This window comes from Mycobacterium sp. (assembly GCF_002863225.1).
Lineage (GTDB): Bacteria > Actinomycetota > Actinomycetes > Mycobacteriales > Mycobacteriaceae > Mycobacterium.
Genome location: NZ_PKEK01000104.1, coordinates 18,324 through 42,107, shown reverse-complemented (window position 1 = coordinate 42,107; position 23,784 = coordinate 18,324). Strand labels below are relative to the sequence as shown.

Here is a 23,784-nt window from a genome sequence, read left to right as displayed (position 1 = left end):
CTCCTGCTCGGCCTGACCAATCGTCGACCGCATCAAACCCGCCTTGGCACCAAACGCCGACTGCGACGCCACCAACTGCGGAATGTGAGCATCCAACAAACTCATCCCTGAAATCCCTTCCTCGCTCCATTGCCGTTGCCACGCAAACGCAATCAGCTGTCGTTGCCTTCGCCGGCCGACCACGTGTTGGGCAACATCGGCATCGCGGGCCCGCTTCCGAAACCGTCGTCGGTAAGCGTAGCCAATCCGGCAGCATGTTCGCCGTTCTTCGACAGTGTGCCGGAGAATCCCAGCGGTCCGGCGCCGTGATCCGACGCCTCCGTCGGCTCAGCCCAGTCCGGGTTGACACCGACGTTCATGTCGGCGAATTCGTCGGCGTGGTCGTGTTGTACCGCGCGCCGGCGCCGCCGTGTCGGCTTCTTGGCAGCGGCGGCGACCGCCGCGGAAGCGACTTCGGGTGCCTTTGACGCACCACGCGACGTCGGCTCTTGGGTCTTGGCTTGGGAACTCATCCACCCGCCGATGGTCGGACCGCCCACGACGTAAGGCGGTGTGAACCCTGGGCCCGCCGCTGGTGGCGCGGGGGCAGCGGGCGACGGTGGTGCGGCTGGAGCGCTCGCGGCGGACGCGGGCGTGGGCGTCGGCGCCGGCGCGCTGGGTGCCACGGACGACGCCAGTACGGCCGGCGCGGGGGCTGTCACCGGAAAAAGGGCTGGGGCAGCGACGGATTCGAGGGGAAGCATGGGGATCACCGGCTGCGCCAACGCACCCAGCCCGGCCAGTTCCGCTCCAGCGGCGAGGGGCGTCAACGCGGGGGCGAAGGCAACGAACAACGCCGGGTTCGCCGACAAGAAGTTCGTGACTTCCAGTATGTGGGTGGGAAAGTCGAACAGCTGCCAGCTGATGAACCACTGGAAGGCCTGGACCGGATTCGTCTGCAGGAGCTGCCCGAAATACTGGAAGTCCTCGGTGAGTTCGAGGGCGCGCGCGACCCAGAAGGATGCCTGGCCGGGGTTGGTGTAGGTGTCGTAGCTTGCCCCGTTGAGCAGGCCCTGAGCGGGTTGCCAGTTGTAGCCGAAGTTCTGCAGCCATTGCGCGATGGCTTCGTCGAAAGGGGTGTCGACCGTCGGGTCGTGCGCCAATTGGCTGTCGCCGATTCCCAACTGCTCCAAATACTGCTGCAGCCACTGCGGGACGTTGAGCGGGTTGTCTTCGTTGATTCCGCTGGCCGGATCGCCACTTTCGGCGGACTGCGCGGTGGCGTTGGTTTTGAGGATGGGAGGTGCGGCGTCGGTGGCGGGCGTCGCCGCGAGCGCGGTGTCGGCGACCGTTTGGTAGGCGGTCATCGTCGTGGCGGCCTGGACCCACATCCGGGCGTAGTCAGCCTCGTTGACCGCGATCGGAATCGTATTGATGCCAAAGAAATTCGTGGCCTGTAGCACTCCGTGCACCACGTGGTTGGTGGCCAGCTCCGGCACGGTGGGCATGGCCGCCAGGGCGGCGGTGTAAGCAGCGGCCGCGGTTTCGTGCTGGGTGGCGGATGCGGCGCTGTCGGCGCTGGCCTTCGTCAGCCAAGCCAAGTACGGCACGTAAGCGGATACGAACGACTCGGCACTCGGTCCTTGCCAGGCGCCGGCTTGTACCTCGGCGAGCACCGAGCTGAGTTCTTCGGCCACCGAGGTGTATTCGGCGCTCAGCGCATTCCACGCCCCCGCGGCCTCCAGTAGCGAGCTGGGTCCGGGACCACTGCTCAACAAGGTCGAGTGCACCTCGGGCGGCGCTGCCATGTAGATGGGCGCCGTCATTGTCAGCCCCAGACGCCGTGATACGAACCCGCCGCGGCGGCGTCGACTGCGGCATATGTCGCGCCCGACTCACCGACCCCGACACCGGAACGGCCGAGCTCCTCGGCGCCCTGTGCGGCAGCCGCCGCATGCTGGCCACCGCGCAGACTGAAGCCGGCCGCGGTCTGCAACGACACCGGATCTGCCGCGGCAGGCACCACCGCGGTGATCAACGGCGCCGAACCCGATTGCGCCGACGCCAAGCGCGCCGTCAGGGCTTCGATACGCGCGCTCGCCGCTTGAAGACCTTCTGGTAAGACGCGCAGCGTCATGGTGACCCCCGTCGAGCAGTGATGAACATGATTTTCATTAACAGTTTTAGCACATAGGAAGGAGATTGGAAACTCAAAGAATCGGTCGAACTGCCCGTCGACCAGAAGTGGAAGTCAGTCGCGGGACGCCAGTTGGCGATAACCGGGCCCGGCAAAGCGCTCGGCTACTTCCCGGATCTCGTCGGCCACAGGTCGCGACTGCGTCGCGTCTGCCGCAAACAGCTGTCCGTCAGTGGTTTTCGAATAGAACTTGGACTGTTCCGCCATTGCCTCGATGGCCTCGGCATCTACGTCGATGCCGAAGTGTGGCGCCACCCGCTGCCATACCGCGGTGGCAACTCCGCGTGATCGACACACAACCGACGAGCGGGACCGATCGCGGCCGAGAACAACATCGCGCCGAGCGCGCGCGCGGCGAACTCCGCTCGCGTCATGGTCGACACGGTCGCCGGGTCGATACCGAAATGCCGTGCGGTCTGCGGCGGCGGCGCCTGAAGTCCGAGCCAACCCGGCGGAGCGGCCAAGAGCGACGCGACCACCTGCGCCGGGTCGCGCTGGACCCAGACCCACGGCGTGCCCGGAAACGCCGCGGACAAGATTTCCTGACGTCGTACGTTCCAGCTGGTGCACTTGAGCACCAACTGACGTTCATCCTCGTGTCGGCGTCGGCCCAGCGCCCGCACCAGCAGGCGCACCACCTGGACCAGCACTGCCCCGTCCACGCGCTGGGGATCGAGGCCAAGCAACGCGTTCAGCGGCGGGGGCTCGGCGATGACGACCACCCCGGGAACCGTGGCAAGCAGCCGCGACACGACCGTCGAGCCGCACCTCGAGAAGTGAAAGACCATGCCGGACGGGTCAAGTGACGGTTGATCGTCGAGGGCCAGCAGCGCATCGAGTCCGGTTCTGACCAGCGGCTGAGCCCGCGGGCCGGTGGACCAGCGCGCAACGGTCTGGTCGAAGAACGGCTCGACGAAACGCTCGGCCGAGAGATCGGCCCAGTCGACGGCCGGGGTCGGCCCGGTGAAGTCGAAGCGGATCGGCGTCCACCCGGCGAGGTCGGCGAGTTCCATCAGTCGTCCGGTAGCCGGATCAGAAAACCCTGCAGGATCAGCGTTCGCGCGAATTCGAGGCGCTGCACCTCGGACAGCTCCGGCAGATCGCGAATCCGAAAGGGCGCAGTGCTTTTCGTAAGAAAGCGCAGAGCGTCCCGGTGATCAGCGGGGACATTCACCACGGATTGGGCAAAGTGCAATGCCACCTCATCGGATCCCTCGGTCACCCGCGAGTACAGCGGCTGATACGTGACCACGCGGGTCTGGTCGTCGATCGCGACAGCGTTTGAGATCCCGGCGCCTAGTGGCTTGCACTGGCCACGCCTGACCAGGTCCGCTTCCAGCGAATCGAGGCCGCCGGCAAGGGATTCCGGTTGTTCGAGGGCTGCAGCGATCTGACGGGCCAGTCCCCCAAGGCCCGAACGCACGTCTGGATCCGACAAGAAGCGCGGCGGCAGTTGGGTGTGGATGCGGTCATCGGTGTTGCTCAGAGCGTTCAGCGCTCGGGTGGCAAGCAGGAAGAGCGTGGGTGCGTGCAGGCTGACCGTCAGGTGCACCGACACCTCCGACGTTGATTCGGCGGCATGCACGCGCCCGCGTGGCACGTACAGCACATCCCCGGGCTCCAGGCGAATGTCGATCGGGTCGGGCAGACCTGCGGTGGACATTGCCTCGTGGCGCCACATCTCGTGCGGCGCCACGTCAACTCCCTCGTAGAGATGCCAGATCTTGGATCCATGGAGCTGCACGATCAGCGTGTCGTGGTCGTCGGAATGTGCCGCGAACCCTTGCGATGCCGGCGGCGTGAAGTACGCGTTGACCTGTGTCGCGAAGTTCAGCTCGACCTCGAGGGATTGCGACAACACCGCGATCGCGGGCGCATATCGCTGAACGCTGTCGAGCACGATGGTGTAGCCGTCGGCGAAGTCCCGACCGATGGCCGCGGCGTCGAATGCGCCATCGGCACGTCGGTAGACGTACTGGTCTTTTCGCTCGCTCTCGCGGACGAGGCTGACCAGCGCCAGGTGCGGCCGGAACAGTGCGAGTAGATCGTCGACCGAGTCTGCGCCGTCGCGAAGGCTGTCCAGGTAGTCAGGACGACCTCGGCTGACGTGGTGATGGGTGGTCCCCCAGATCGTGCCGAGAAAATCGTCGACCGGCAGCGGGTCGAGCAACCAGGCCAACGAAAAGGGTTGCGCCATCAGCTGTTCTCGGCGCTGCTCGACGGAGCCAGGAATCCACTGACGATCAGGCTCCGCGCGAGATCCCGTTGCTGGTCGGACCGTAAACCCGGCATGTCCCCGACCCGAAAGGGCTCGACGCTGTGCGCGACGAATCGCATGGCCGCTTCGTGGTCGGCACCGGCGTTGATCGACAAGCTGGCGAACTGCAGGGTCACACCGTCGGCGACGGTCTTGACGTGGGCGTACAGGGGTCGGTGCTTCACCACCCAAGTCTGCCCGTCAATGGCGTTGGCGCTGGCGATTTTCCCGACGGGCGGACATGCGCCGCGGCGCACCAGGACATCCGCCAGTAGGCCGACACCCTCATCGAGGGCCCCTGAGTCATCGACGCCGGCAATCGCGTCGCGTACCAGATCGCGGATCGTGGCCTCGAGGTCGCTGTCGTCGAGATGCCGCACCGGCAGGCGCGCATTGAGCCGATCATCCCGGAAGCTCTGGGAATGCAGCGCACCGATGGCAAGCATGAGCACGGTGGGCGCGTGAATTCCGACCGTCAGGTGGACGGACGGCTCGGCGTGCGTCTGCGCCGCATGCACACGACCGCGGGGAACGTACAGGACGTCACCGGCTTTCAACAGCAGTTCCGTTGGGGTCGGCAGACTTTCGAGCGCAACGGCTTTTTCGGCGTCGCGCTGGATCTCACGGGCCGGCCGGTCGGCGCCGACATAGAGATGCCAGGTTTTCGAGCCCTGAATCTGCAGGATCAGGACGTCGTGGTCGTCGAAGTGCGGGACGAGCCCGCTGGATTGCGGTGGCGTGATGTAGGCGTTCACCTGAGTCGGATAGTTCAGCTCGACCTCGAGCGAGCGGGCCAGCGTGCCGATCGTCCGGACGTACCGCTCGATGCCGTCCATGACGATGGTGTAGCCGTCGGAACAATGATTGCGGACGCCGGCGACGTCGAGGCTGCCATCCGCGAGCCGGTAATCGTCCGGGCCTTTTTTGTCGAGTCCCCTGACCAGCCGGATTGCCGACGGCTCATGTCGAAACGACTCCAGCAGGCCGTCGGGCGTCAGCGGTTGCGGGAGGAGACCATCGAAATAATCGGCGCGGCCCCGCGCGACGTGGTGGTGGTCCTTGCCCCAGATCTCGTCGAGAAAGTCGTCGACGAAGAGGGGTTCGAGCAGCCATGCCAGCGAAAAGACGGGGTGCACGCCCGGTGAGCGCTGCCGCATCAGTCGTGTTCTCCGCCTGCTTCCACGTCGCCGTCCTGATCCGCGTTCCAGGTTCCTGGAACCATCGGCAGTACCGCGCCGCCGACGAACTCGTCATGGTCGAGGGTAGCCAAACCCGCTGCGGCCGAAGTTCTTTTACGTGCTGTGCCGGCAAACCCCAACGGTCCCGCGCCACGGTCGGACGTCGCCGTCGATCCGCTGCCGGCCTCGGCCCAATCGGGATCGACATTGATGTTCATTTCCATGAACTCGTGAGCGTACCCGCGCGTCTCCGCCCGCCGGCGTCGTCTCGACCGGAGTTGCCCGGGCGCGGTCGCCGCGGCAGCCGCGGCGGCCATGGAAGGCTCGGCGGCTCTGTTCTTGTCGCCCGCACCGGCGCCGCTGCTCATGCCCGAACCCGACCCGATGCCGGGTGGACCCACGGCGTACGGCGGAACGAAGCCCGGTCCTGCCGCGGGCGGCGGCGGGGTCACCGACGTCGTCGCGACGGATCCGGCCGGGGAAACCGGCGACGATGCGGGTGCCGCGGCCGGCGCGCCCGGGGCGCCGATCGCGACGGGACTGCCGGTAGCGGCCGGCAAGGTCGGGGCCTGGGGTGCCGGCGCCGCAACCTCGGCGGGCAGGTGTGCCGCCTCGGGCGTCATGCCCGCCAGTCCGGCCAGGCCCGCGGCACCTCCGGCCACTCCGATCGGCGCGATCAGCGGGAGCGCGTACACCTCCGGGAATGCGCTGAGGAACTCCCCGACGTGGCCCACCTCATCGGTCACGAGTCCCCCGACGTCCGCCGAAAGCTGCGCCAGACCCTGGACCGGGTTCTGTTCGAACAAGCCGATGTCGCGCTGCAGCGTCTGGGTGATTTCGGTGATGCGGTTGACGTACCAACTGAATTGGTAGGGGTCCCCCGAGTCGTCGTCGAGGATCGGCAACGTCGAACTGTCGCCGGAATCGCTGTCGGCAGGCTGGGAACTGGTGGCATTGATGATCTGCGGGGCCATCTCGGTCTGTGGCGCCGCGGTCAATGCTGCGGTCGAGACCGCGTCATAGGTGGTCATGGTGGCGGCGGCCTGGACCCACATGCGCGCGTAGTCGGCCTCGTTCAGCGCAATCGGAATGGTGTTGATCCCGAAGAAATTCGTCGCCGTCAACACACCGTGCACCACGTGGTTCGCCGCCAACTCCGGCACGGTCGGCATGGTGGCCAGTGCCGCCGAGTAGGCAGTCGCGGCTGTCTCGTGCTGGGCCGCCTCGGCGGCGCTCTTAACGCTGGCCTGCATCAACCACGCCAGGTAGGGCACGTGCGCGGCCACATACCGCTCGGCGCTGGGGCCTTGCCAGACACCGCCCTGCACTGCGGCCAGGACGTCGCTGAGTTCGTCAGCGACAGAGGCGTATTCGCCGCTCAACGAACTCCACGCGCTCGCCGCGGCCAGTAGCGACCCGGCGCCCGGACCGCTACTCAGCAGGGCGGAATGCACCTCCGGCGGCTCGGCCATCCATATCGAAGTCATCGTGGCCTCACATCAATCGCCGAGGCACGGCACATGTGTGGAAGTCAATACGACGTTGTGTCGTACTACAAGACGGGTGGGGGGTATCCGCAGCCGCTAGTCAGCGTCCGGCGACCACGTGTTGGGCAGCATCGGAATACGCGCGCCGCCACCGAAACCGTCGTCGGTCAGCGTCGCAAGGCCGGTGGCCTGCTCACTCGCCTTCGCTGAGGTTCCGGAGAATCCCAACGGACCCGCACCGGAGTCGGAGACCTCCGCCTGCCCACTCCAGTCCGGCGTGACATCGACGTTCATGTCCATGAATTCGTGTGCGTGCGAATGCAACCGCCCCCGTTGGCGTCGTCGAGCCCGGGTTCGGTCCTTGGTGCCGGCGGCGACCGAGGCGGCTGCCGCGGGCGCTTTGGAACCGCCCTGCGATCTCGGCTCCTGGGTCTTGGCCTGCGCGCTGAGCGCCGACGCGAGCGATGCACCACCCACTGCGAATGGCGGCGTGAAACCCGGCCCGGGGCCCAGAGGTGCACCACCGGAAGCACTGACCGTGCTCGGCGCGGGGGTCGAGGGTGCCGGAGCATGACCACCGCTGGTGCCGATCGAGCCGGACGCTGACGACGACGGCATCGGACTCGCCGGCGCGGGGGCGGTCGGCGCGACGGGAATCTCGGCGATCGGCGCGACCGGCGGGTTCGGGATTGCGGCCAGACCGGCAAGACCGGCCAGCCCACCGAACCCTGCCAAGGCGGTCGCTGGAACCGCCACCGCCAGCAGTAGCGGCGCCGCTTGCAGCAGCGGATAGAACAGCACCGAGGCGTGGAAGATGCCCCATCCGAGCGAACCGGCGAGCGCCGGCGTCATGCCGGGAATCTGCTGCAACGCCGAGCTGAGCCCGCTGGCGAAGGACACCGCGTCGATGGGCCAGCCGTCCGGGTAGAGCAATTTGCCCAGCGGCCAGGTCACCTCCTTGGTGAAGTTACTGATCAGCTGCGCCAGCTGGTCCTGCCACGCGGTGTCTGCTGCGGCGGCTGCGACCTGCTGCGGCGCGGCGGCGGCTTGCGTTGTCGCAGTATCGCTTTCGCTGCCGGATGTCAGGATCGGTGGCGCCGGCTCGCTCGGCGGCACCGCGGCGAGGGCGGCTCCGGCGACAGCTTGGTAAGCGCTCATCGTGGTGGCAGCCTGCACCCACATCCGCACGTAGTCGGCTTCGTTCAACGCGATCGGAATGGTGTTGATGCCGAAGAAGTTCGTCGCCGTCAGCACCCCGTGGACGACGTGGTTGGTGGCCAGCTCCGGCATGGTCGGCATGGCCGCCAGCGCACCGGTGTAGGCCGCAGCCGCGGTTTCGTGCTGCGTGGCGGCGGCCGCGCTGTCGGCGCTGGCCTGCGTCAGCCAGGCCAGGTAGGGGGCGTGTGCGGCGACATACTGTTCGGCGCTGGGGCCCTGCCACGCGCCGGACTGCACTCCCGCAAGCAACGTGGTCAGCTCGTCAGCGGTCTCGGCGTATTCGGTACTCAACGCCGACCATGCGCCGGCAGCGGTCAGCAACGAACCCGGCCCGGGGCCGGTGGACAGCAAGGTCGAATGCACCTCGGGGGGCAGGGCCATCCAGATCGGCGCCGTCACGACGCGCCACCGAAACTGGGCATGCGGTCAGCCTGCGTTGAAGTCACGAAGGCATTGAAAACTACGGCGCGTCGTAGTCGCAAGACCCCGTCGGGGTATGGGGTATTCGCAGGTCCGGGACCTCGCGCTGAGCGTCAGACCCGCAGGAGCGTCGGAAGCGCCAGGGCCGAGTCGAGCGCCAAAGCGCAGAAGACGACGGCGAGATAATTGTTCGACTGCAGGAACAGCCGCAGCGGTTTGACCGGCTCACCGCGGCGCACGCCGGCATAGAGCTGGTGGGCCATCGTCAGGAACCACACGCCCGCCACCACGGCGACCGCCGTGTAGAGCCAGCCGGCGGCCAGCGCGAGCCCCAGCGTCGCGATCACGGTCAGCCACGTGTACACCAGGATCTGTTTGGTGACCTGGCGTTCCGTGGCAACCGCGGGCAGCATCGGCACGCCCGCCGCCTGGTAGTCCTCCTTGTAGCGCATCGCCAGCGCCCAGGTGTGCGGCGGCGTCCAGAAGAAGATGATCGCGAACATGACCAGCGCGGGCCACGCGATCGTCCCGGTGACCGCCGACCAGGCGATCATCACCGGCATGCAGCCCGCCGCCCCGCCCCACACCACGTTCTGCGAGGTCCGTCGCTTGAGCAGCAACGTGTAGATGAATACGTAGAACGCGATCGTGCCCACCGCGAGCAGACCGGACAGCAAATTGGTCGTCCACCAGAGCCAGGCGAAGGACGCCACGCTGAGCAGCAAGCCGAACACCAGCGCGTGCGCGGTCGGCACCGCCGCGCGTGCCAGCGGACGTCGTGCGGTGCGCTTCATCATCTTGTCGATGTCGGCGTCCGCCACACAGTTCAACGTGTTGGCCCCGCCGGCCGCCAGCATTCCGCCGACGAGCGTGTTGAAGATCAGCAACGGGTGGACGCTGCCGCGGTGCGCGAGCAGCATCGCGGGAATCGCAGTGACCAGCAACAGCTCGATGACTCGAGGCTTGGTCAACGCCAGATAAGCAAGCACCACAGTGCTGACTCGACTCGGCGCAACGCGCTCGCGAATGCTCACGCAAGGACTCCTCGGATCACAGCAGCGCGCAGCTTCTACTACGCACGATGGTAGACGGGCCGACTTGCTCAGCATGCACCGCAGTGGTCATTTGCAGCCAATCGGCGGACGTCGAGGCGCAACGCACTGTTGACGGCGCATTAATAGTCGAGAACTGCAACAGGCTTTGACGCGCCCGCAACGTTACGGCACTAGGGTAAAGGGGAACCTTGTGCCGAGTATCAATCTGCCGACTGCCGACCCCGAGGACCTCAGTTCGTGACCACACTCGAAGACATTTCATCCCTGACCGAACCGCATCACCCCGACGACTGGACCGAGCTCGATTCGGCCGCCGTCGACACCGTCCGGGTGCTGGCTGCCGACGCGGTTCAGAAGGTGGGGAACGGCCATCCCGGAACCGCGATGAGCCTTGCTCCGCTTGCCTACACCTTGTTCCAGCGGGCCATGCGGCACGACCCGAATGACGTTCACTGGCTGGGCCGCGACCGGTTTGTGCTGTCCTGCGGACACAGCAGCCTGACGCTGTACATCCAGCTGTATCTCGGCGGGTTCGGGCTGGAGCTTTCCGACATCGAGTCGCTCCGCACCTGGGGATCCAAGACCCCTGGGCACCCGGAGTTCCGGCACACCGACGGCGTCGAGATCACCACCGGGCCGCTCGGCCAGGGCCTGGCCTCGGCCGTCGGGTTCGCGATGGCGGCGCGCTATGAGCGCGGATTGTTCGACCCGGACGCACCCGAGGGGACGAGCCCGTTCGACCACTTCATTTACGTGATCGCCTCGGACGGCGACATCGAAGAAGGGGTGACGTCGGAGGCGTCTTCGCTGGCCGGAGTTCAGCAGCTGGGCAATCTGATCGTGTTCTACGACCACAACGAGATTTCCATCGAAGACGACACCGACATCGCCCTGTCCGAGGACACCGCCGCCCGCTACGAGGCCTACGGCTGGCACGTCCAGCGCATCGAGGGTGGCGAGAACGTCGTCGACATCGAAGAGGCGATTGCGAACGCCAAGGCGGTCACCGACAAGCCGTCGTTCATCTCGCTGCGGACCATCATCGGCTACCCGGCCCCGAATTTGATGAACACCGGCAAGGCGCACGGCGCTGCGCTCGGCGACGACGAGGTCGCGGCGGTGAAGGAAGCCCTGGGATTCGATCCCGACAAGAAGTTCGACGTCAGCGACAAGGTCCTCTCCCACACCCGTGATCTGGTGCAGCGCGGCAAGGAGGCCCACGAGAACTGGAACGCCGCCTTCGAGGCGTGGGCCGAACGGGAGCCGGAGCGCAAGAAGCTGTTGGACCGACTGACCGCCGAGGAGTTGCCCGACGGCTGGGACTCCGACATCCCACAGTGGAAACCCGGCGACAAAGACCTCGCGACCCGCGCGGCGTCGGGCAAGGTGCTGAACGCGGTCGGCCCGAAGCTCCCCGAACTGTGGGGTGGTTCGGCCGACTTGGCCGGCAGCAACAACACCACCATGGACAACGTGAAGTCCTTTGGCCCACCGTCGATTTCGACAAAGGACTACACCGCGGACTGGTACGGCCGCACGCTGCACTTCGGAATCCGCGAACACGCGATGGGTGCGATCCTGTCCGGCATCGTGCTGCACGGACCGACCCGCGCCTACGGCGGCACATTCCTGCAGTTCTCCGACTACATGCGTCCGGCGGTTCGACTTGCCGCACTGATGGACATCGACACGATTTACGTCTGGACGCACGATTCGATCGGTCTCGGTGAAGACGGTCCCACCCACCAACCCATCGAGCATCTCGCGGCGCTGCGCGCGATTCCGCATCTGTCGGTGGTGCGTCCCGCGGACGCGAACGAGACGGCGTACGCGTGGCGTTCCGTGCTGGCCCGCGGTAACGGCAGCGGACCGGTCGGGTTGATCCTGACCCGCCAGGGCGTACCGATCCTCGAAGGCACGAATTTCGAGGGAGTCGAAAAGGGCGGGTACATCCTGGGCGACGACGGGGGCGACCACCCCGACGTGGTGTTGATCGCCACCGGATCCGAGGTCCAGCTGGCGGTCGAAGCGCAGAAATTGCTGGCGGACAAGGACATCACAGCGCGGGTGATCTCCATGCCGTGCGTGGAGTGGTTCGAGTCTCAACCCGAGGAATATCGCAACCGCGTGCTGCCGCCGTCGGTGTCCGCCCGGGTGGCCGTGGAGGCCGGCGTGGCGCAGAGCTGGCACAAGCTGGTTGGCGACACCGGTGAGATCGTCTCGCTGGAGCACTACGGGGAATCCGCCGACTACAAGACCCTGTTTCGCGAATTCGGCTTCACCGCAGAAGCCGTCGTCGACGCTGCCGAACGAACAATAGACAACTGAGCGAAGGGAAAGTCGATGACGCAGAACCCCAATCTCGCCGCTTTGAGCTCCGCCGGCGTATCGGTCTGGCTGGATGACCTGTCCCGCCAACGGTTGCAGTCCGGCAACTTGCAGGAGTTGATCGACACCAAGAGCGTCGTCGGGGTCACCACCAACCCGTCGATCTTCCAGAAGGCGCTGGCCGACGGCGATTCCTACGACGGCCAGATCGCCGAGTTGGCCGAACGAGGCGCCGACGTGGACGCGACCATTCGCACGGTCACCACCGACGACGTCCGCAACGCTTGCGATGTGCTGACTCCGCAGTGGGAAAACTCGGACGGCGTCGACGGCCGGGTCTCGATCGAGGTCGACCCCCGGCTCGCGCATGACGCTGACAAGACGGCCAAGCAGGCCATCGAGCTGTGGAAGATCGTCGACCGGCCGAACCTGTTCATCAAGATCCCCGCGACTGAAGCGGGCCTTCCTGCCATCACTGCCACACTGGCCGAAGGCATTTCGGTGAACGTGACGCTGATCTTCTCGGTGGAACGCCACCGGGCCGTGATCGACGCCTATCTGGAGGGGCTGGAGAAGGCGAAGGAAGCCGGCCACGACCTGTCCAAGATTCATTCGGTCGCTTCGTTCTTCGTCTCTCGGGTGGACAGCGAGATCGACAAGCGCCTGGAGAAGATCGGATCGCCGGAGGCACTGGAGCTACAGGGCAAGGCCGGGGTGGCCAACGCCCGATTGGCTTACGCCGCCTACCAGGAGTACTTCGTCGGCGGCGACCGCTTTGCGGCACTCGAAGCCGACGGCGCCCGCGTCCAGCGGCCGCTGTGGGCATCGACCGGCGTGAAGAACCCCGACTACTCCGACACGCTCTACGTCACCGAACTGGTCGCGCCGAACACGGTCAACACCATGCCGGAGAAGACAATTGACGCGGTTGCCGACCACGGCGAAGTTACCGGGGACACAGTCACCGGCACGGCGTCGGCCGCCCAGGAAGTCTTCGACAAGCTGGACGGTATCGGCATCGACCTGACCGACGTTTTCCTCGTTCTGGAAAACGAAGGCGTACAGAAGTTCGAGGAGTCCTGGAGCGAACTGCTGGAGGAAACTCAGAAGCAGCTCGACTCCTCTGCCAAATGAGTCGCGCCGGCGACCGGGCCGGCTCCGGGCACTGGCAAAACCCGTTGCGGGACAAGTGCGATAAGCGCCTCCCCCGAATCGCGCCCCCCTGCGCAGTAGTGATCTTCGGTGTGACGGGCGACCTGGCCCGCAAGAAAGTGGTTCCGGCCATCTACGATTTGGCCAACCGCGGACTGCTGGCGCCGAATTTCGCCCTGGTGGGGTTCGCCCGCCGCGATTGGGATCACGAGGCGTTTGCCGATGAGGTTCTGCAGTCGGTCAAAGACCATGCACGTACTCCGTTTCGCCAAGCCATCTGGGACCGGTTGGCCGAGGGATGTCGTTTCGTGCGCGGCACTTTCGACGATGAAGCCGCGTTCAGCCGGTTGGCTGAGACCCTCGACAAGCTCGACGCCGAGCGGGGCATCGGCGGCAATCATGCGTTCTACTACGCGATCCCACCGAAAAGCTTCCCGACCGTGTGCGAGCAACTCGCCCAAGCGGGACTGGCCAAGGCGCAACCGTACAGCTGGAGCCGCGTCGTCATCGAGAAGCCGTTCGGTCACGACCTGGACAGCGCCCGCGAACTCAACGACGTGGTCAACAGTGTGTTTCCCGAAGAAGCGGTCTTCCGAATCGACCATTACCTCGGCAAAGAGACCGTCCAGAACATTCTCGCGCTGCGTTTCGCCAACCAGCTTTTCGACCCGATCTGGAACGCGCACTACGTCGACCACGTACAGATCACCATGGCCGAAGACATCGGACTGGGCGGCCGCGGTGGCTATTACGACGGTATCGGCGCTGCCCGCGACGTCATCCAGAACCATTTGATGCAGCTGCTGGCGCTGACCGCAATGGAAGAGCCGGTGAGCTTCGAACCTGCCGAGCTGCAGACCGAGAAGATCAAGGTGCTTTCCGCCGTACAGTTGGCCGAACCTTTGGAGCAGAACACCTCTCGTGGCCAGTACACCGCCGGCTGGCAAGGCGGCGAACACGTGGTGGGGCTGCTGGACGAGGAAGGCTTCTCCCAGGATTCGACCACCGAGACATTCGCCGCGATCACTCTGGAAGTCGACACCCGGCGCTGGGCCGGTGTGCCTTTCTATCTGCGCACCGGAAAACGTCTGGGGCGCAGAGTGACCGAGATTGCGCTGGTGTTCAAGAAGGCACCGCATCTTCCGTTCGACGCGACGATGACCGACGAGTTGGGCGCCAACGCCTTGGTGATCCGGGTTCAGCCAGACGAAGGCGTCACCTTGCGGTTCGGCTCCAAGGTGCCGAGCGAGATGGCAGTACGCGACGTCAACATGGACTTCTCCTACGGCTCCGCGTTCGCGGAGGACTCCCCCGAGGCCTACGAGCGGCTGATCCTGGACGTGTTGCTCGGCGAGCCGTCGCTGTTCCCGGTGAATGCCGAAGTCGAATTGGCCTGGAAGATCCTCGATCCCGCCCTCGACCACTGGGCCGAGCACGGCAAACCCGATCCGTACGAGGCCGGCACCTGGGGTCCGGCGTCTGCTTTCGAAATGCTTCGGCGCAGCGGCCGGGAATGGCGGCGACCGTGAAACGAGCCGACGACGATGCAGGTGGTCCTGAGGAGGAGCGGCGAATATGAGAGTGGATCTTGCCGACACCAGCACCACCGAGATCAACAAGAAGCTCAACGGGCTCCGTGAAAAGACCGGCGCGATCACGCTGAGCCGGGTGCTGACATTGGTGATCGCCCCGGATACCGATGCGCTGCTGGAAGATTCGATCACGGCCGCCAACGTGGCCAGCCACGAGCATCCCAGTCGGGTGATCGTGGTGATGACCGGCGACGCGGACGCCGCCGATGCGCGACTGGACGCGCAGCTACGGGTCGGTGGCGAGGACGCCGTCGGCGAAGTGGTGGTGCTACGACTGTCGGGTCCGCTGGCCGGGCACAACAGCAGCGTGGTCGTTCCGTTCCTGTTGCCCGACATCCCGGTGGTGGCGTGGTGGCCTGACATCGCGCCCGCAGTACCGGCGCAAGATCCGTTGGGCCAGTTGGCTATTCGTCGTATCACCGACGCGACCAACGGGGCCGACCCGCTGTCGGCGATCAAAAGCAGGTTGCCGGGCTACACCCCCGGCGACACCGACCTGGCCTGGAGCCGCATCACCTACTGGCGCGCGCTACTGGCCTCGGCGATCGACCAGCCACCGCATGAGCCGATCACCTCGGCTGTGGTGTCCGGACTCGCCACCGAACCTGCGCTGGATATTCTCGCGGGTTGGCTGGCCAGCCGCATCGAAGGACCCGTGCGCCGGGTGACGGGCGAACTGAAAGTCGAACTCGAGCGACCCTCGGAGACCGTGGTGCTGCGGCGCCCGCAGCAAGGCGTGACCGCGACGCTGAGCCGGACAGGCAAGCCTGACGCGCTGGTCCCGCTGCAGCGACGAAATGTCCCCGAGTGCCTTGCCGAAGATCTACGGCGGTTGGATGCCGACACGATCTACTGCGCGGCGCTTGAAGGTATCGACCGGGTGGAGTACGCATGAGCATCTCTGTGAAGACATTCGCCGACAGCGACGCGCTGGTGGCCGCCGCAGGCGAGCAATTGATCGGCGTCGTCGACGCCGCGATCGCCGCACGTGGCAAAGCGCTGCTTGTGCTCACCGGCGGCGGAAACGGGAACAAGCTGCTGAGCTTTCTGGCCGAGCAGTCGCAGCGGATCGACTGGGCCAAGGTTCATCTGTTCTGGGGTGACGACCGCTACGTCGCCGAGGACGACGACGAGCGCAACGACAAGCAGGCCCGCGAGGCGCTGCTGGATCATGTCGACATCCCCGCACGCAACATCCACGCGATGCCGGCCGCCGACGGTGAATTCGGTGACGACCTTGCCGCGGCCGCCCTCGCTTACGAACAGATCCTCGCCGCGAATGCCGAGCCCGGCGATCCGGCGCCGAACTTCGACATACATCTGCTCGGCGTCGGGCCCGAAGGACACATCAACTCACTGTTCCCCGATACTCCGGCCGTGCGCGAGACCACCCGATTGGTGGTCGACGTCGAAGACTCCCCGAAGCCGCCACCGCTGCGAATCACCCTGACACTGCCTGCAATTCAGCGCTCACGTGAGGTCTGGCTGCTGGTGTCGGGCGCCGAGAAAGCCGAGGCCGTCGCCGCCGCGGTCGGCGGTGCGGCGCCGGTGTCGATCCCGGCCGCCGGCGCCGTCGGCACCGAACACACCGTCTGGTTCCTGGACGAAGGCGCCGCCGGCGAGCTGCCCGGTTAGTCCCACCGCCGCTCGGTCTGCGCATCGGCGTAGCCCTGCGCATATTCGCTTTCCAGCACCTCGGCTGTGTCGTTGCCTGCGGAAAGCAGCGGAAAAGTCAGGCACGGGCTGGTATGGCAGATTCGCGGTTGCACGTTGACTTGGACTCCGAAGAGTCGCTCGCGGTTCCCCGATCCGCCTTGTCGCGAGCCATCTGCGGTGCAGCATTCCCATTCGAAAGTGTAGGAAAATCCCCTATTTAACCCACCCTCTGAGCAGACATAGGCTTCGCGGACATCGAGAAGTGCGTTTCGGCAATTCGTCGTTAACGCGCTAGGAGAATGCCGGGAGACAACCCTGTGAAGATTCGAGCAGCGTTGCTGTCTGCGATGGTGGCCGCCGCGGCGGGTCTTGTCGGCATCCATATCGCGATGCCCAACGCGGTCGCCGACTCGTTGCCCAACGGCTACAGCGTGACGTGCACTCCCAACGGTCAGGACGCCATTTGCAACGTCTCCGGCTGCCCGCGCGTGAAGGCCGATGAGGCGGGTGACGTCATTCACCTCGAAGCACCGGGCTACGCGCAAACCGAGCTCAGTAAGGGATGCAACAGCGCCGCGACCTTTACTCTTCATGGTCCTCTCAAAGGGCCGCAGCTCGTCCAAATCCAGGGCTGCCGCAAGCACTCCCCAGGTTCAGATGATTGCGGCGCTTGGTCCAACTACACCTACAACCCGCCCGCCCCAGCGGCTGCCGCGCCGCCACCCGGTCAGCTGCCCGTGAGGTGCAGTGGCGGACCGGACGCCGGAAAGCTGCTGCCGCCGGGCTCGACGTGCGGGGTAGCGGCCGCAGCTCCGACGAAATGCCCGACTGGGTCCCTAACCGACACCGTTCCGGCTGGGCAGCAATGCGTTCCACCCCACGGTCTTGCCATGAACATCTCACGGAATGGTCTGAACGCGAACGTGGCGATCTCCAACAACTCCGGCCTGCCTGCCAAATGCAGCTACACCGCCACCAAAAGCGGCGGATTCGGACCGCAAGAGGTCGACAGGAGCGTCGACATCGCCGCCCACGGCAGAGGTTCGATCACCGACATGTTGTGGCCACCCCTGGGCACCAGCTACAACGCCGTCGTGACGTGCACCGTCAACTATGACGGCAAGCAGACCTCGATCGGTCAGGTCAGCCAGACAGTCAAGGGTTGACGATCGGCCCGACCCACTCCCCTGAGTCGCCCCGCCCGCCATAATGACCGACATGGCAGATAAAAGCGCCGGCGATCGCCCAGCACGGCAGCGGATCAAGACGCTCACCCAGGCGGCGATGAACGCCGACGTCACCGTCAATCAACTAGAGGATGTGTTGGGCGGTCTGAGCGATACGTTGGGCGACCTGAACACCTCGCTGTCGAATTTGAACAGCGCAGTGGATCGCTTGGACGGCGGGCTCGACCACTTCGAGGCCACCCTGGGCCGGATCGACGACCTGATGAAGCGGCTGGTGACGTTGGTCGCGCCGGTCGAGGCGATCGTCGAGCGCATCGACTACATGGTCGGCGTCGGCGAGACGGTGATGTCGCCGCTGTCGGTCACAGAGCACGCATTCCGCAACGCGTTCAACGCTTTACGCAATCGCGGTGGCCGCTAGATCGTGCCGAGCCCGGTTCCCGAACCGCCGTTCGCCCAGGCCACCGGTCTGCCGTGGGACGTGTCGGTCGATGACGCCGTCGCTGCCATCGCGGCGGCCCGCGACCGGCACGGCGACACGTTCGCGGTGCGAAGCGGAGACGATCAGTACCTGTTCACCTTCTCCCCCGCCGGCGTCGAATCGTTATACGGACTGCCCGAGGAGAAAGCCAGCAAGGGTGTCGCGGACTATCTGATGCTGCGCCGCAAACTGCCGGACGAGATTTTCGAGGGCCGCCGCATTCTGCCCGGCACGCTGTTTCGCCGCGACGACGTCGCCGGTTACCTGGCCAACCTCGATCGGGCGTTGGATACGACGGTCGACGAACTGGGTTCGTCGGGTTCCGCGGACGTGTTCGCGATGACCCGCCGACTGGGCCACCGGATGGGGCTGGCTTCCTGGGCGGGATCCGGTTCGGCCCGCGGCGAAGCCTTCGAGCAACTGGTGAAGGCCTTCGACACCCTGGACGGGTCGGACGCTTTCGTCCACCCCGACGCGATGGCCGCCGTCGCCGCGTCGGGCAAGCGAGCTGAGTGTGCGGCCCTGGACGAGGTCACGGAGATCATCACGCACGCCGTGGACCGGCACCGGGGTGACGACGGGTTGTTCGGCCGCATCGTCGACGAGTGGCGTACCGAGCAGGGAGACAAGCGGATTCGTGGTATTGCACTCGATGTGGCGCTGATTCATATCGCGTCGATGTCGAATCTGGCCGCCGCGTTGGGGTGGGCGCTGGTGGATCTGCTCGAACATCCGGCGCAGCGAACGCTGGTCGGCGGCGGTGATACGGATCTGGCGCGGCGGTGCGCACTGGAGTCGACGCGGCTGGCTCAGCGATCGATCATGTCGAGGACAGTGTTGTCGCCGGTGGTGCTCGACACCGGCGACGTGAGCTACGACGTGCCGCCCGGCTGGACCATCGCGACGCTGCTTCCGCTGCTGAACACCTCCGTTGCACCGGGACTCGATGAGTGGGACCCGGATCGCTGGACGCGGCATCGACTCGCCGACGAGAAGTCCCTTCCGTCCCCGATGCTGGTGACGGCGTTCGGACATGGCCGGCATTCCTGTCCGGCACAACCCTTTTCGTTGTCCGCCATGACGGCCACCATGACGCGGCTGTTCGGCCGTTACCGGATGATCCCGCAGTGGAGCACGCACCCGCGCCCGGTGCCGGCCCAGATCGGCGGAGTGGCGCGAGCCGATGGACCGTGTCTGCTCAGCTATACCGCGTCATGAAGCGGGCAACCACCTAGCCGCTGTTGCGCAGCGCGCTGGCCAGCCCGTTCATCGTCAACAGGATTCCGCGCTGAACCAGTTCGTCGTCCTCGCCGGAGCGGTAGCGCCGCAGTAACTCGACCTGCAGATGGTTGAGCGGCTCCAGGTACGGAAAGCGGTTGAACACCGAACGAGCCAGCGAGGCGTTGTCGGCGAGCAGATTGTCCTGGCCGGTGATCAGCTTGTGCGCGTTGATACTTCGCTGATGCTCGGCCGCGATCATGTCGAACACCCGCCTGCGCAGTGTTTCGTCCTCGACCAGCTCCGCGTAGCGGGCGGCCAGACCCAGGTCGGTCTTGGCGAGCACCTGGGCCATGTTCGACAGCACGGTCTGGAAGAACGGCCAGCGCTGGTAGAGCTCGCGCAACGTCTCCAGACGCCCCTCGTCGCCGGCGAGCCACTCCTCGATGGCGGTACCGGTGCCATACCAGCCCGGCAGCATGACCCTCGACTGACTCCACGCCATCACCCAGGGGATTGCCCGGAGATCAGAGATGGACGATGTCTGTTTACGCGACGTGGGCCGGCTGCCGACGTTGAGCGAACCGATCTCGCTGACCGGCGTGGACTGCAGGAAATAGTCCACGAAACCCTCTGTCTCGTGGACCAACTCAGAGTATGCGCGCTGCGCCCGGTCGGCCAGGTCGTCGAGGATCTCGTAGGCCGGGCCGGCAGCATCGCCGAGTCCTTCGACGTCGAGCAGGGTGGACTCCAACGTGGCGGCCAGCAGCGTCTCCAGATTGCGCTGCGCCATCATCGGCTCGGCGTATTTCGCGGCGATCACCTCGCCCTGCTCGGTCAGCCGCAGCGCGCCGTTCACCGCACCCGGCGGCTGGGCGAGGATGGCCTGATAGCTCGGCCCTCCACCGCGTCCGACGGTTCCGCCGCGTCCGTGGAAGAGCCGCAACCGGATTCCGGTCTTCCGGGCCGATTCGACGAGGTCGAGCTCGGCCCGGTAGAGCGCCCAGTTCGCTGTGAGGTAGCCGCCGTCTTTGTTCGAATCGGAGTAGCCGAGCATCACCTCCTGGCTGTACTCACGGTTCTTGACGATGCGCTGGTACACCGGAAGGTCAAGTGCCGCTTCGAGAATCGATGCGCCGCGCTGCAGGTCGTCGATCGTCTCGAACAGCGGGACGATACCCACCGGACAGTGCGGATCGTCCTCGGAGGCGTCGAGCAGTCCGCACTCCTTCAGCAGGAGTCCCGCTTCGAGCAGGTCGGAGACGGAACGGCACATCGAGATGATGTAGTTGGGCACCGACGACGGACCGTAGGCGTCGATCGCCGTCGCGGCGGCGGAGACGATCGCGAGCTCCTTGCGAGCCAGGTCCGACAGCTGTGTTCGGTCGCCGATCAGCGGGCGGCGGGTACCTAGCTCGTCGGCCAGGATGTTGACGCGTTCGTCCTCGCTGAGTGACGCGTAGTCGGGGTGCACCCCGGCCCACGCCAGCAGCTCGGCCACCACCTCTTCGTGGACGTCGGAGTTCTGCCGCATGTCCAGGCCGGAGAGGTGAAACCCGAAGACGTGCAACGCTTCTCGCAAGCGGGCCAGCCGGTCGTCGGCGAGTAGTCTGCTGCCGTGGGCTCGCAGTGACGCATCGACGGTGTCCAGATCGGCCAGCATCTCCCCCGGCGACGCGTACGGCTCCAAGCCGAGGTCGAGCAGGTTGTCCGGCTCCTGGTCCAGGATCTGCGCAGCGGTGGCGGTGAGCCGGGCGTGAATGACGCGCAAGGCACGGCGGTAAGGCTCGTCGCCGCGGGCCGGCTCTTCGCACTTCTCGGCCAACGCGGACAGATCGTCGGTGACGGCAACCAGGCGCGCCGACATCGAGAGCTCTTGTTCCAGCGCGCTCAACTCGGCGGTGTAGTGGTTCAGCGCCGTGTACGCGGCGCTGCCGGTGGCCAGCCGTACCACCTCGGCAGTCACGTTGGGGTTGCCGTCGCGGTCACCGCCGATCCAGGATCCGGGCCGCACGATCGGCTCGGGCAGCAGATCGGCGTCGGGCCAGCGGCTGCGCAGCGCATCGCGCACACCGGCGTTGACTTTGGGAACGACATCGAAAAACGCTGCCTGGTAATACCGCAACCCGACCGCGATCTCGTCGGAGATCTGCAGCCGGGACAACCGCACCAGTGCCGTTTGCCACAGCATCAGCACCTGGCGGCGAAGTTCAGTCTCGACGTCGGCGCCGTCGTCGGTCTCGGTGCGGCCCTGGGCGTGCAGTCGCATCAGCTGGGTGATGCGGTGCTGGGTGTCGAACACCGTCCGGCGACGGGTTTCAGTCGGATGTGCGGTGATCACCGGCGACACCATCGCGCCGGTCAGAGCCTCCGCGACGGTCGCGGTATCCAGGTCCGCCGCATCGAGTTTCAGATACGTCGCGGCCAGGCTGCTGTCCTGCGGCGGCTCACCCTCGGCGACGTGAATGGCGCGGCGGCGCTCGCGGTGGATGTCCTCGGCGACGTTGGCCAGCAGGGCGAAGTGACTGAAGGCCCGGATGACCGGCAGGGCCTGCCGGATGTTGATGCCGTCGAATAGCTCCGCCACCTCGGCGCGCTCGATTTCCGAGCGGCGCACTTGGAACGACGCGACACGGGCCCGCTCGACCAGGTCGAAGACCTCGTCGCCGTTCTGCTCACGAACCGTGTCGCCCAGGATGGACCCGAGCAGACGGATGTCCTCCCGCATCGGCTCCGTCGCGTCGCGACCTAATTTGGTGCGTTGGACGGCACCGAAGGGCTCCAGCGAGTCAGGTGCGTCAGCCATGCCTACCAGTATCAGGGTGGTTGGCTGTCTTCGCCTTTCGTGGCGTCAGGCGTTGTACTTGATCCGCAGCGCCACACCCACGATGGCAACCAGCCAAATGCCGACCACGAACAGTGTCAGCCGGTCGAGGTTCTTCTCCACCACCGTCGACCCGGACAAGCTGGACTGGACACCGCCGCCGAACAGCGTGGACAGACCGCCACCCTTGGCGCGGTGCAACAGCACCAACAGCACCACCAGGATGCTGGTGATCACCAGGGTGATCTGCAGAGCCAATTCCATGGCGGTCAGCTTACCGGCCCGCGCAGCTACGGAATGAACGGGCTGAAGTACGTCGTACCGGCGGCGGTGCCGTCATAGTCCAGATACACCTGGTGGTTCAGGAATGGGATGACACCACTGTTGATGTAAGTGCCCGAGACCGCGTAGGGGCCGTTGGAGACAAGCTCGGGTGTGCCGTCGTTGCTGATGTCGAATTGCCCTGTGGTGTAGCTGTACAGCAGTTCGCCCTCGGAGTTCGTGACCGAGATCAGAACACCATCGGGTATCTGCTCGCCCAAGGGGGTTCCCGGCGCCAAGCTCGACGGGATCGTCCCGAAGACTCCTCCGGAGTCCAGGTTGACGCTCAGGCTCCGGGTGACGCCGTTGACGGTTTCGAACAATGTGCTGATCGGCGCTCCATCGGTGGACACCCACCCAGTGGTGTCGTAGTCCCCGATGATCAGCTGGCCGTTCGGAATGTCGACCAGCACGCCGTCGTAGTCGACGAACGGGCTGATGGTGGGGCCGTAGGCGTTGTATCCGATACCGAGAATGCCATCGACGTTGTTGCCCTCGAGGAAGTTCTGGAACGCGTCGTTGGTGAACAGGCTCGCGAAATTGCCCGGCGCGTACGAGTAGATCTCGATGTTGACCGGACCGTCGGTCGGGAACAGGATCGCTCCACCGTCGCCGTCCAGGTAGTCGACCGGCACGCTGTCGTAGGTCAGGTAGAGGTAGCTGACACCGCCGCTGTACCCGCTGACACCAAAGCTGGTGGGAAGGCCCAGGTTGAACAGGTTCTGAAGCTGTTCGGAGTAGTCGTCGCCCAGCAGGGTCGACGGAACCACGATTCCGGCCGAACCGGTGTCGACGAGCAGCGGGACCGAGTCACCGCCGTCGATCGAGGCGTAGACCGCCGGTTCGGTGCCGATGAGCATTTCCATCGGGATCGGCGGCGGCGCAGCGACCGCGTCAGCGGCGGGCAGCGCGCCAGACGCGGCGGCCGCGAAGGCGGAGTCCGTCGACGGCCACAGGAAGTCGAAGGCGTTCAAGCTGTCGAGCAGCTCGTCGGCCCAGCCGGTGAAGTCGACGGCGACCGCGGGGTCGAACACCGCGATGGAGTCGGTCAATGAGGAGATGATCGGGTCGAAGAGGTCATCGAGGTCGGCCTGCGCCGGGGCCGCCGAGCCGGTGGCGATTGCCGCCGCGACGACGACTCCGCCGGCGCCGGCGCCGACCCCGGACAGCGCACGACGCCATACCGTGCCCGTGCGGTGCGTACCGTGCCGACTCGTCATCGCAACCCCCGAAT

21 protein-coding genes and 1 pseudogene are annotated in these 23,784 nt (G+C 65.9%); 8 read left to right on the top strand and 14 right to left on the bottom strand.

Features of this window, described 5'->3' with window-relative positions; all coding sequences use genetic code 11:
• From esxG to CYU59_RS27780, 10 genes and pseudogenes are all read right to left on the bottom strand, one after another.
• A pseudogene (gene esxG / locus CYU59_RS27825) lies at positions 1–105 on the bottom strand (type VII secretion system protein EsxG); the annotation flags it as partial.
• Positions 106–152: 47 nt separating this feature from the next.
• A complete protein-coding gene (locus CYU59_RS27820; RefSeq protein ID WP_293004502.1) occupies positions 153–1,805 on the bottom strand; it encodes a PPE family protein in 1,653 nt (550 codons plus the stop codon).
• 2 nt (positions 1,806–1,807) lie between these two features.
• A complete protein-coding gene (locus CYU59_RS27815) occupies positions 1,808–2,116 on the bottom strand; it encodes a PE family protein (protein ID WP_293004501.1) in 309 nt (102 codons plus the stop codon).
• A gap of 114 nt (positions 2,117–2,230) precedes the next feature.
• Entirely contained in the window at positions 2,231–2,383 is a 153-nt protein-coding gene (locus CYU59_RS27810; protein ID WP_293004500.1) for a hypothetical protein, read from the bottom strand.
• 20 nt (positions 2,384–2,403) lie between these two features.
• On the bottom strand, positions 2,404–3,189 hold the full coding sequence (locus tag CYU59_RS27805) for a hypothetical protein (protein ID WP_293004499.1): 786 nt from the start codon (positions 3,187–3,189) through the stop codon (positions 2,404–2,406).
• Positions 3,189–4,373, bottom strand: a complete 1,185-nt coding sequence (locus tag CYU59_RS27800) for a cupin domain-containing protein (RefSeq protein WP_293004498.1) — start codon at positions 4,371–4,373, stop codon at positions 3,189–3,191. Before CYU59_RS27800 ends, CYU59_RS27805 begins: the two co-directional genes overlap by 1 nt.
• Positions 4,373–5,590, bottom strand: a complete 1,218-nt coding sequence (locus CYU59_RS27795) for a cupin domain-containing protein (RefSeq protein ID WP_293004497.1) — start codon at positions 5,588–5,590, stop codon at positions 4,373–4,375. Before CYU59_RS27795 ends, CYU59_RS27800 begins: the two co-directional genes overlap by 1 nt.
• Positions 5,590–7,098 (bottom strand): PPE family protein, encoded by a 1,509-nt coding sequence (locus CYU59_RS27790; protein ID WP_293004496.1) that lies wholly within the window; start codon positions 7,096–7,098, stop codon positions 5,590–5,592. The genes CYU59_RS27795 and CYU59_RS27790 overlap by 1 nt, the downstream gene beginning before the upstream one ends.
• A 96-nt stretch (positions 7,099–7,194) precedes the next feature.
• Positions 7,195–8,715, bottom strand: a complete 1,521-nt coding sequence (locus CYU59_RS27785; protein WP_293004495.1) for a PPE family protein — start codon at positions 8,713–8,715, stop codon at positions 7,195–7,197.
• A 134-nt stretch (positions 8,716–8,849) separates the two neighbouring features.
• The gene (locus CYU59_RS27780) at positions 8,850–9,770 is read right to left on the bottom strand and encodes a heme o synthase (RefSeq protein ID WP_293004494.1); all 921 of its coding nucleotides are present in this window, start codon (positions 9,768–9,770) and stop codon (positions 8,850–8,852) included.
• 258 nt (positions 9,771–10,028) lie between these two features.
• On the opposite strand from CYU59_RS27780, the gene tkt reads away from it, so the two are divergent.
• The 5 genes from tkt to pgl are packed head-to-tail and all read left to right on the top strand — an operon-like array spanning position 10,029 to position 16,498.
• Positions 10,029–12,119 carry a transketolase gene (gene tkt, locus CYU59_RS27775; protein ID WP_293004493.1) on the top strand — a complete coding sequence of 697 codons (2,091 nt, stop codon included), beginning with the start codon at positions 10,029–10,031 and terminating at the stop codon, positions 12,117–12,119.
• Positions 12,120–12,134: 15 nt separating this feature from the next.
• A complete protein-coding gene (gene tal / locus CYU59_RS27770; protein ID WP_293004492.1) occupies positions 12,135–13,253 on the top strand; it encodes a transaldolase in 1,119 nt (372 codons plus the stop codon).
• Positions 13,250–14,800, top strand: a complete 1,551-nt coding sequence (gene zwf / locus CYU59_RS27765) for a glucose-6-phosphate dehydrogenase (protein WP_293004491.1) — start codon at positions 13,250–13,252, stop codon at positions 14,798–14,800. Before tal ends, zwf begins: the two co-directional genes overlap by 4 nt.
• A 46-nt stretch (positions 14,801–14,846) precedes the next feature.
• Complete coding sequence (gene opcA, locus CYU59_RS27760) at positions 14,847–15,758, top strand: glucose-6-phosphate dehydrogenase assembly protein OpcA (protein WP_293004490.1); 912 nt, start codon at positions 14,847–14,849, stop codon at positions 15,756–15,758.
• Positions 15,755–16,498, top strand: a complete 744-nt coding sequence (gene pgl / locus CYU59_RS27755) for a 6-phosphogluconolactonase (RefSeq protein ID WP_293004489.1) — start codon at positions 15,755–15,757, stop codon at positions 16,496–16,498. Before opcA ends, pgl begins: the two co-directional genes overlap by 4 nt.
• Here the strand turns inward: pgl and CYU59_RS27750 are convergent.
• On the bottom strand, positions 16,495–16,632 hold the full coding sequence (locus tag CYU59_RS27750) for a hypothetical protein (RefSeq protein WP_293004488.1): 138 nt from the start codon (positions 16,630–16,632) through the stop codon (positions 16,495–16,497). The genes pgl and CYU59_RS27750 overlap by 4 nt on opposite strands.
• Before the next feature lie 204 nt (positions 16,633–16,836).
• Here CYU59_RS27750 and CYU59_RS27745 point away from each other — a divergent pair, with 204 nt between their 5' ends.
• Genes CYU59_RS27745 through CYU59_RS27735 form a run of 3 tightly spaced genes read left to right on the top strand, consistent with a single transcriptional unit; the run spans position 16,837 to position 19,405 of the window.
• The gene (locus tag CYU59_RS27745) at positions 16,837–17,685 is read left to right on the top strand and encodes a hypothetical protein (protein ID WP_293004487.1); all 849 of its coding nucleotides are present in this window, start codon (positions 16,837–16,839) and stop codon (positions 17,683–17,685) included.
• Between the two features lie 43 nt (positions 17,686–17,728).
• Complete coding sequence (locus CYU59_RS27740; protein WP_293004486.1) at positions 17,729–18,127, top strand: ATPase; 399 nt, start codon at positions 17,729–17,731, stop codon at positions 18,125–18,127.
• Positions 18,128–18,130: 3 nt separating this feature from the next.
• Positions 18,131–19,405 (top strand): cytochrome P450, encoded by a 1,275-nt coding sequence (locus CYU59_RS27735; RefSeq protein WP_293004485.1) that lies wholly within the window; start codon positions 18,131–18,133, stop codon positions 19,403–19,405.
• A 13-nt stretch (positions 19,406–19,418) separates the two neighbouring features.
• Here CYU59_RS27735 and ppc read toward each other — a convergent pair whose 3' ends face one another.
• The 3 genes from ppc to CYU59_RS27720 are packed head-to-tail and all read right to left on the bottom strand — an operon-like array spanning position 19,419 to position 23,770.
• Positions 19,419–22,211 (bottom strand): phosphoenolpyruvate carboxylase, encoded by a 2,793-nt coding sequence (gene ppc / locus CYU59_RS27730; RefSeq protein ID WP_293004484.1) that lies wholly within the window; start codon positions 22,209–22,211, stop codon positions 19,419–19,421.
• A gap of 45 nt (positions 22,212–22,256) precedes the next feature.
• The gene (gene secG / locus CYU59_RS27725; protein ID WP_293004483.1) at positions 22,257–22,493 is read right to left on the bottom strand and encodes a preprotein translocase subunit SecG; all 237 of its coding nucleotides are present in this window, start codon (positions 22,491–22,493) and stop codon (positions 22,257–22,259) included.
• A gap of 26 nt (positions 22,494–22,519) precedes the next feature.
• A complete protein-coding gene (locus tag CYU59_RS27720) occupies positions 22,520–23,770 on the bottom strand; it encodes a PecA family PE domain-processing aspartic protease (protein ID WP_293004482.1) in 1,251 nt (416 codons plus the stop codon).
• Between the last annotated feature and the right edge of the window lie 14 nt (positions 23,771–23,784).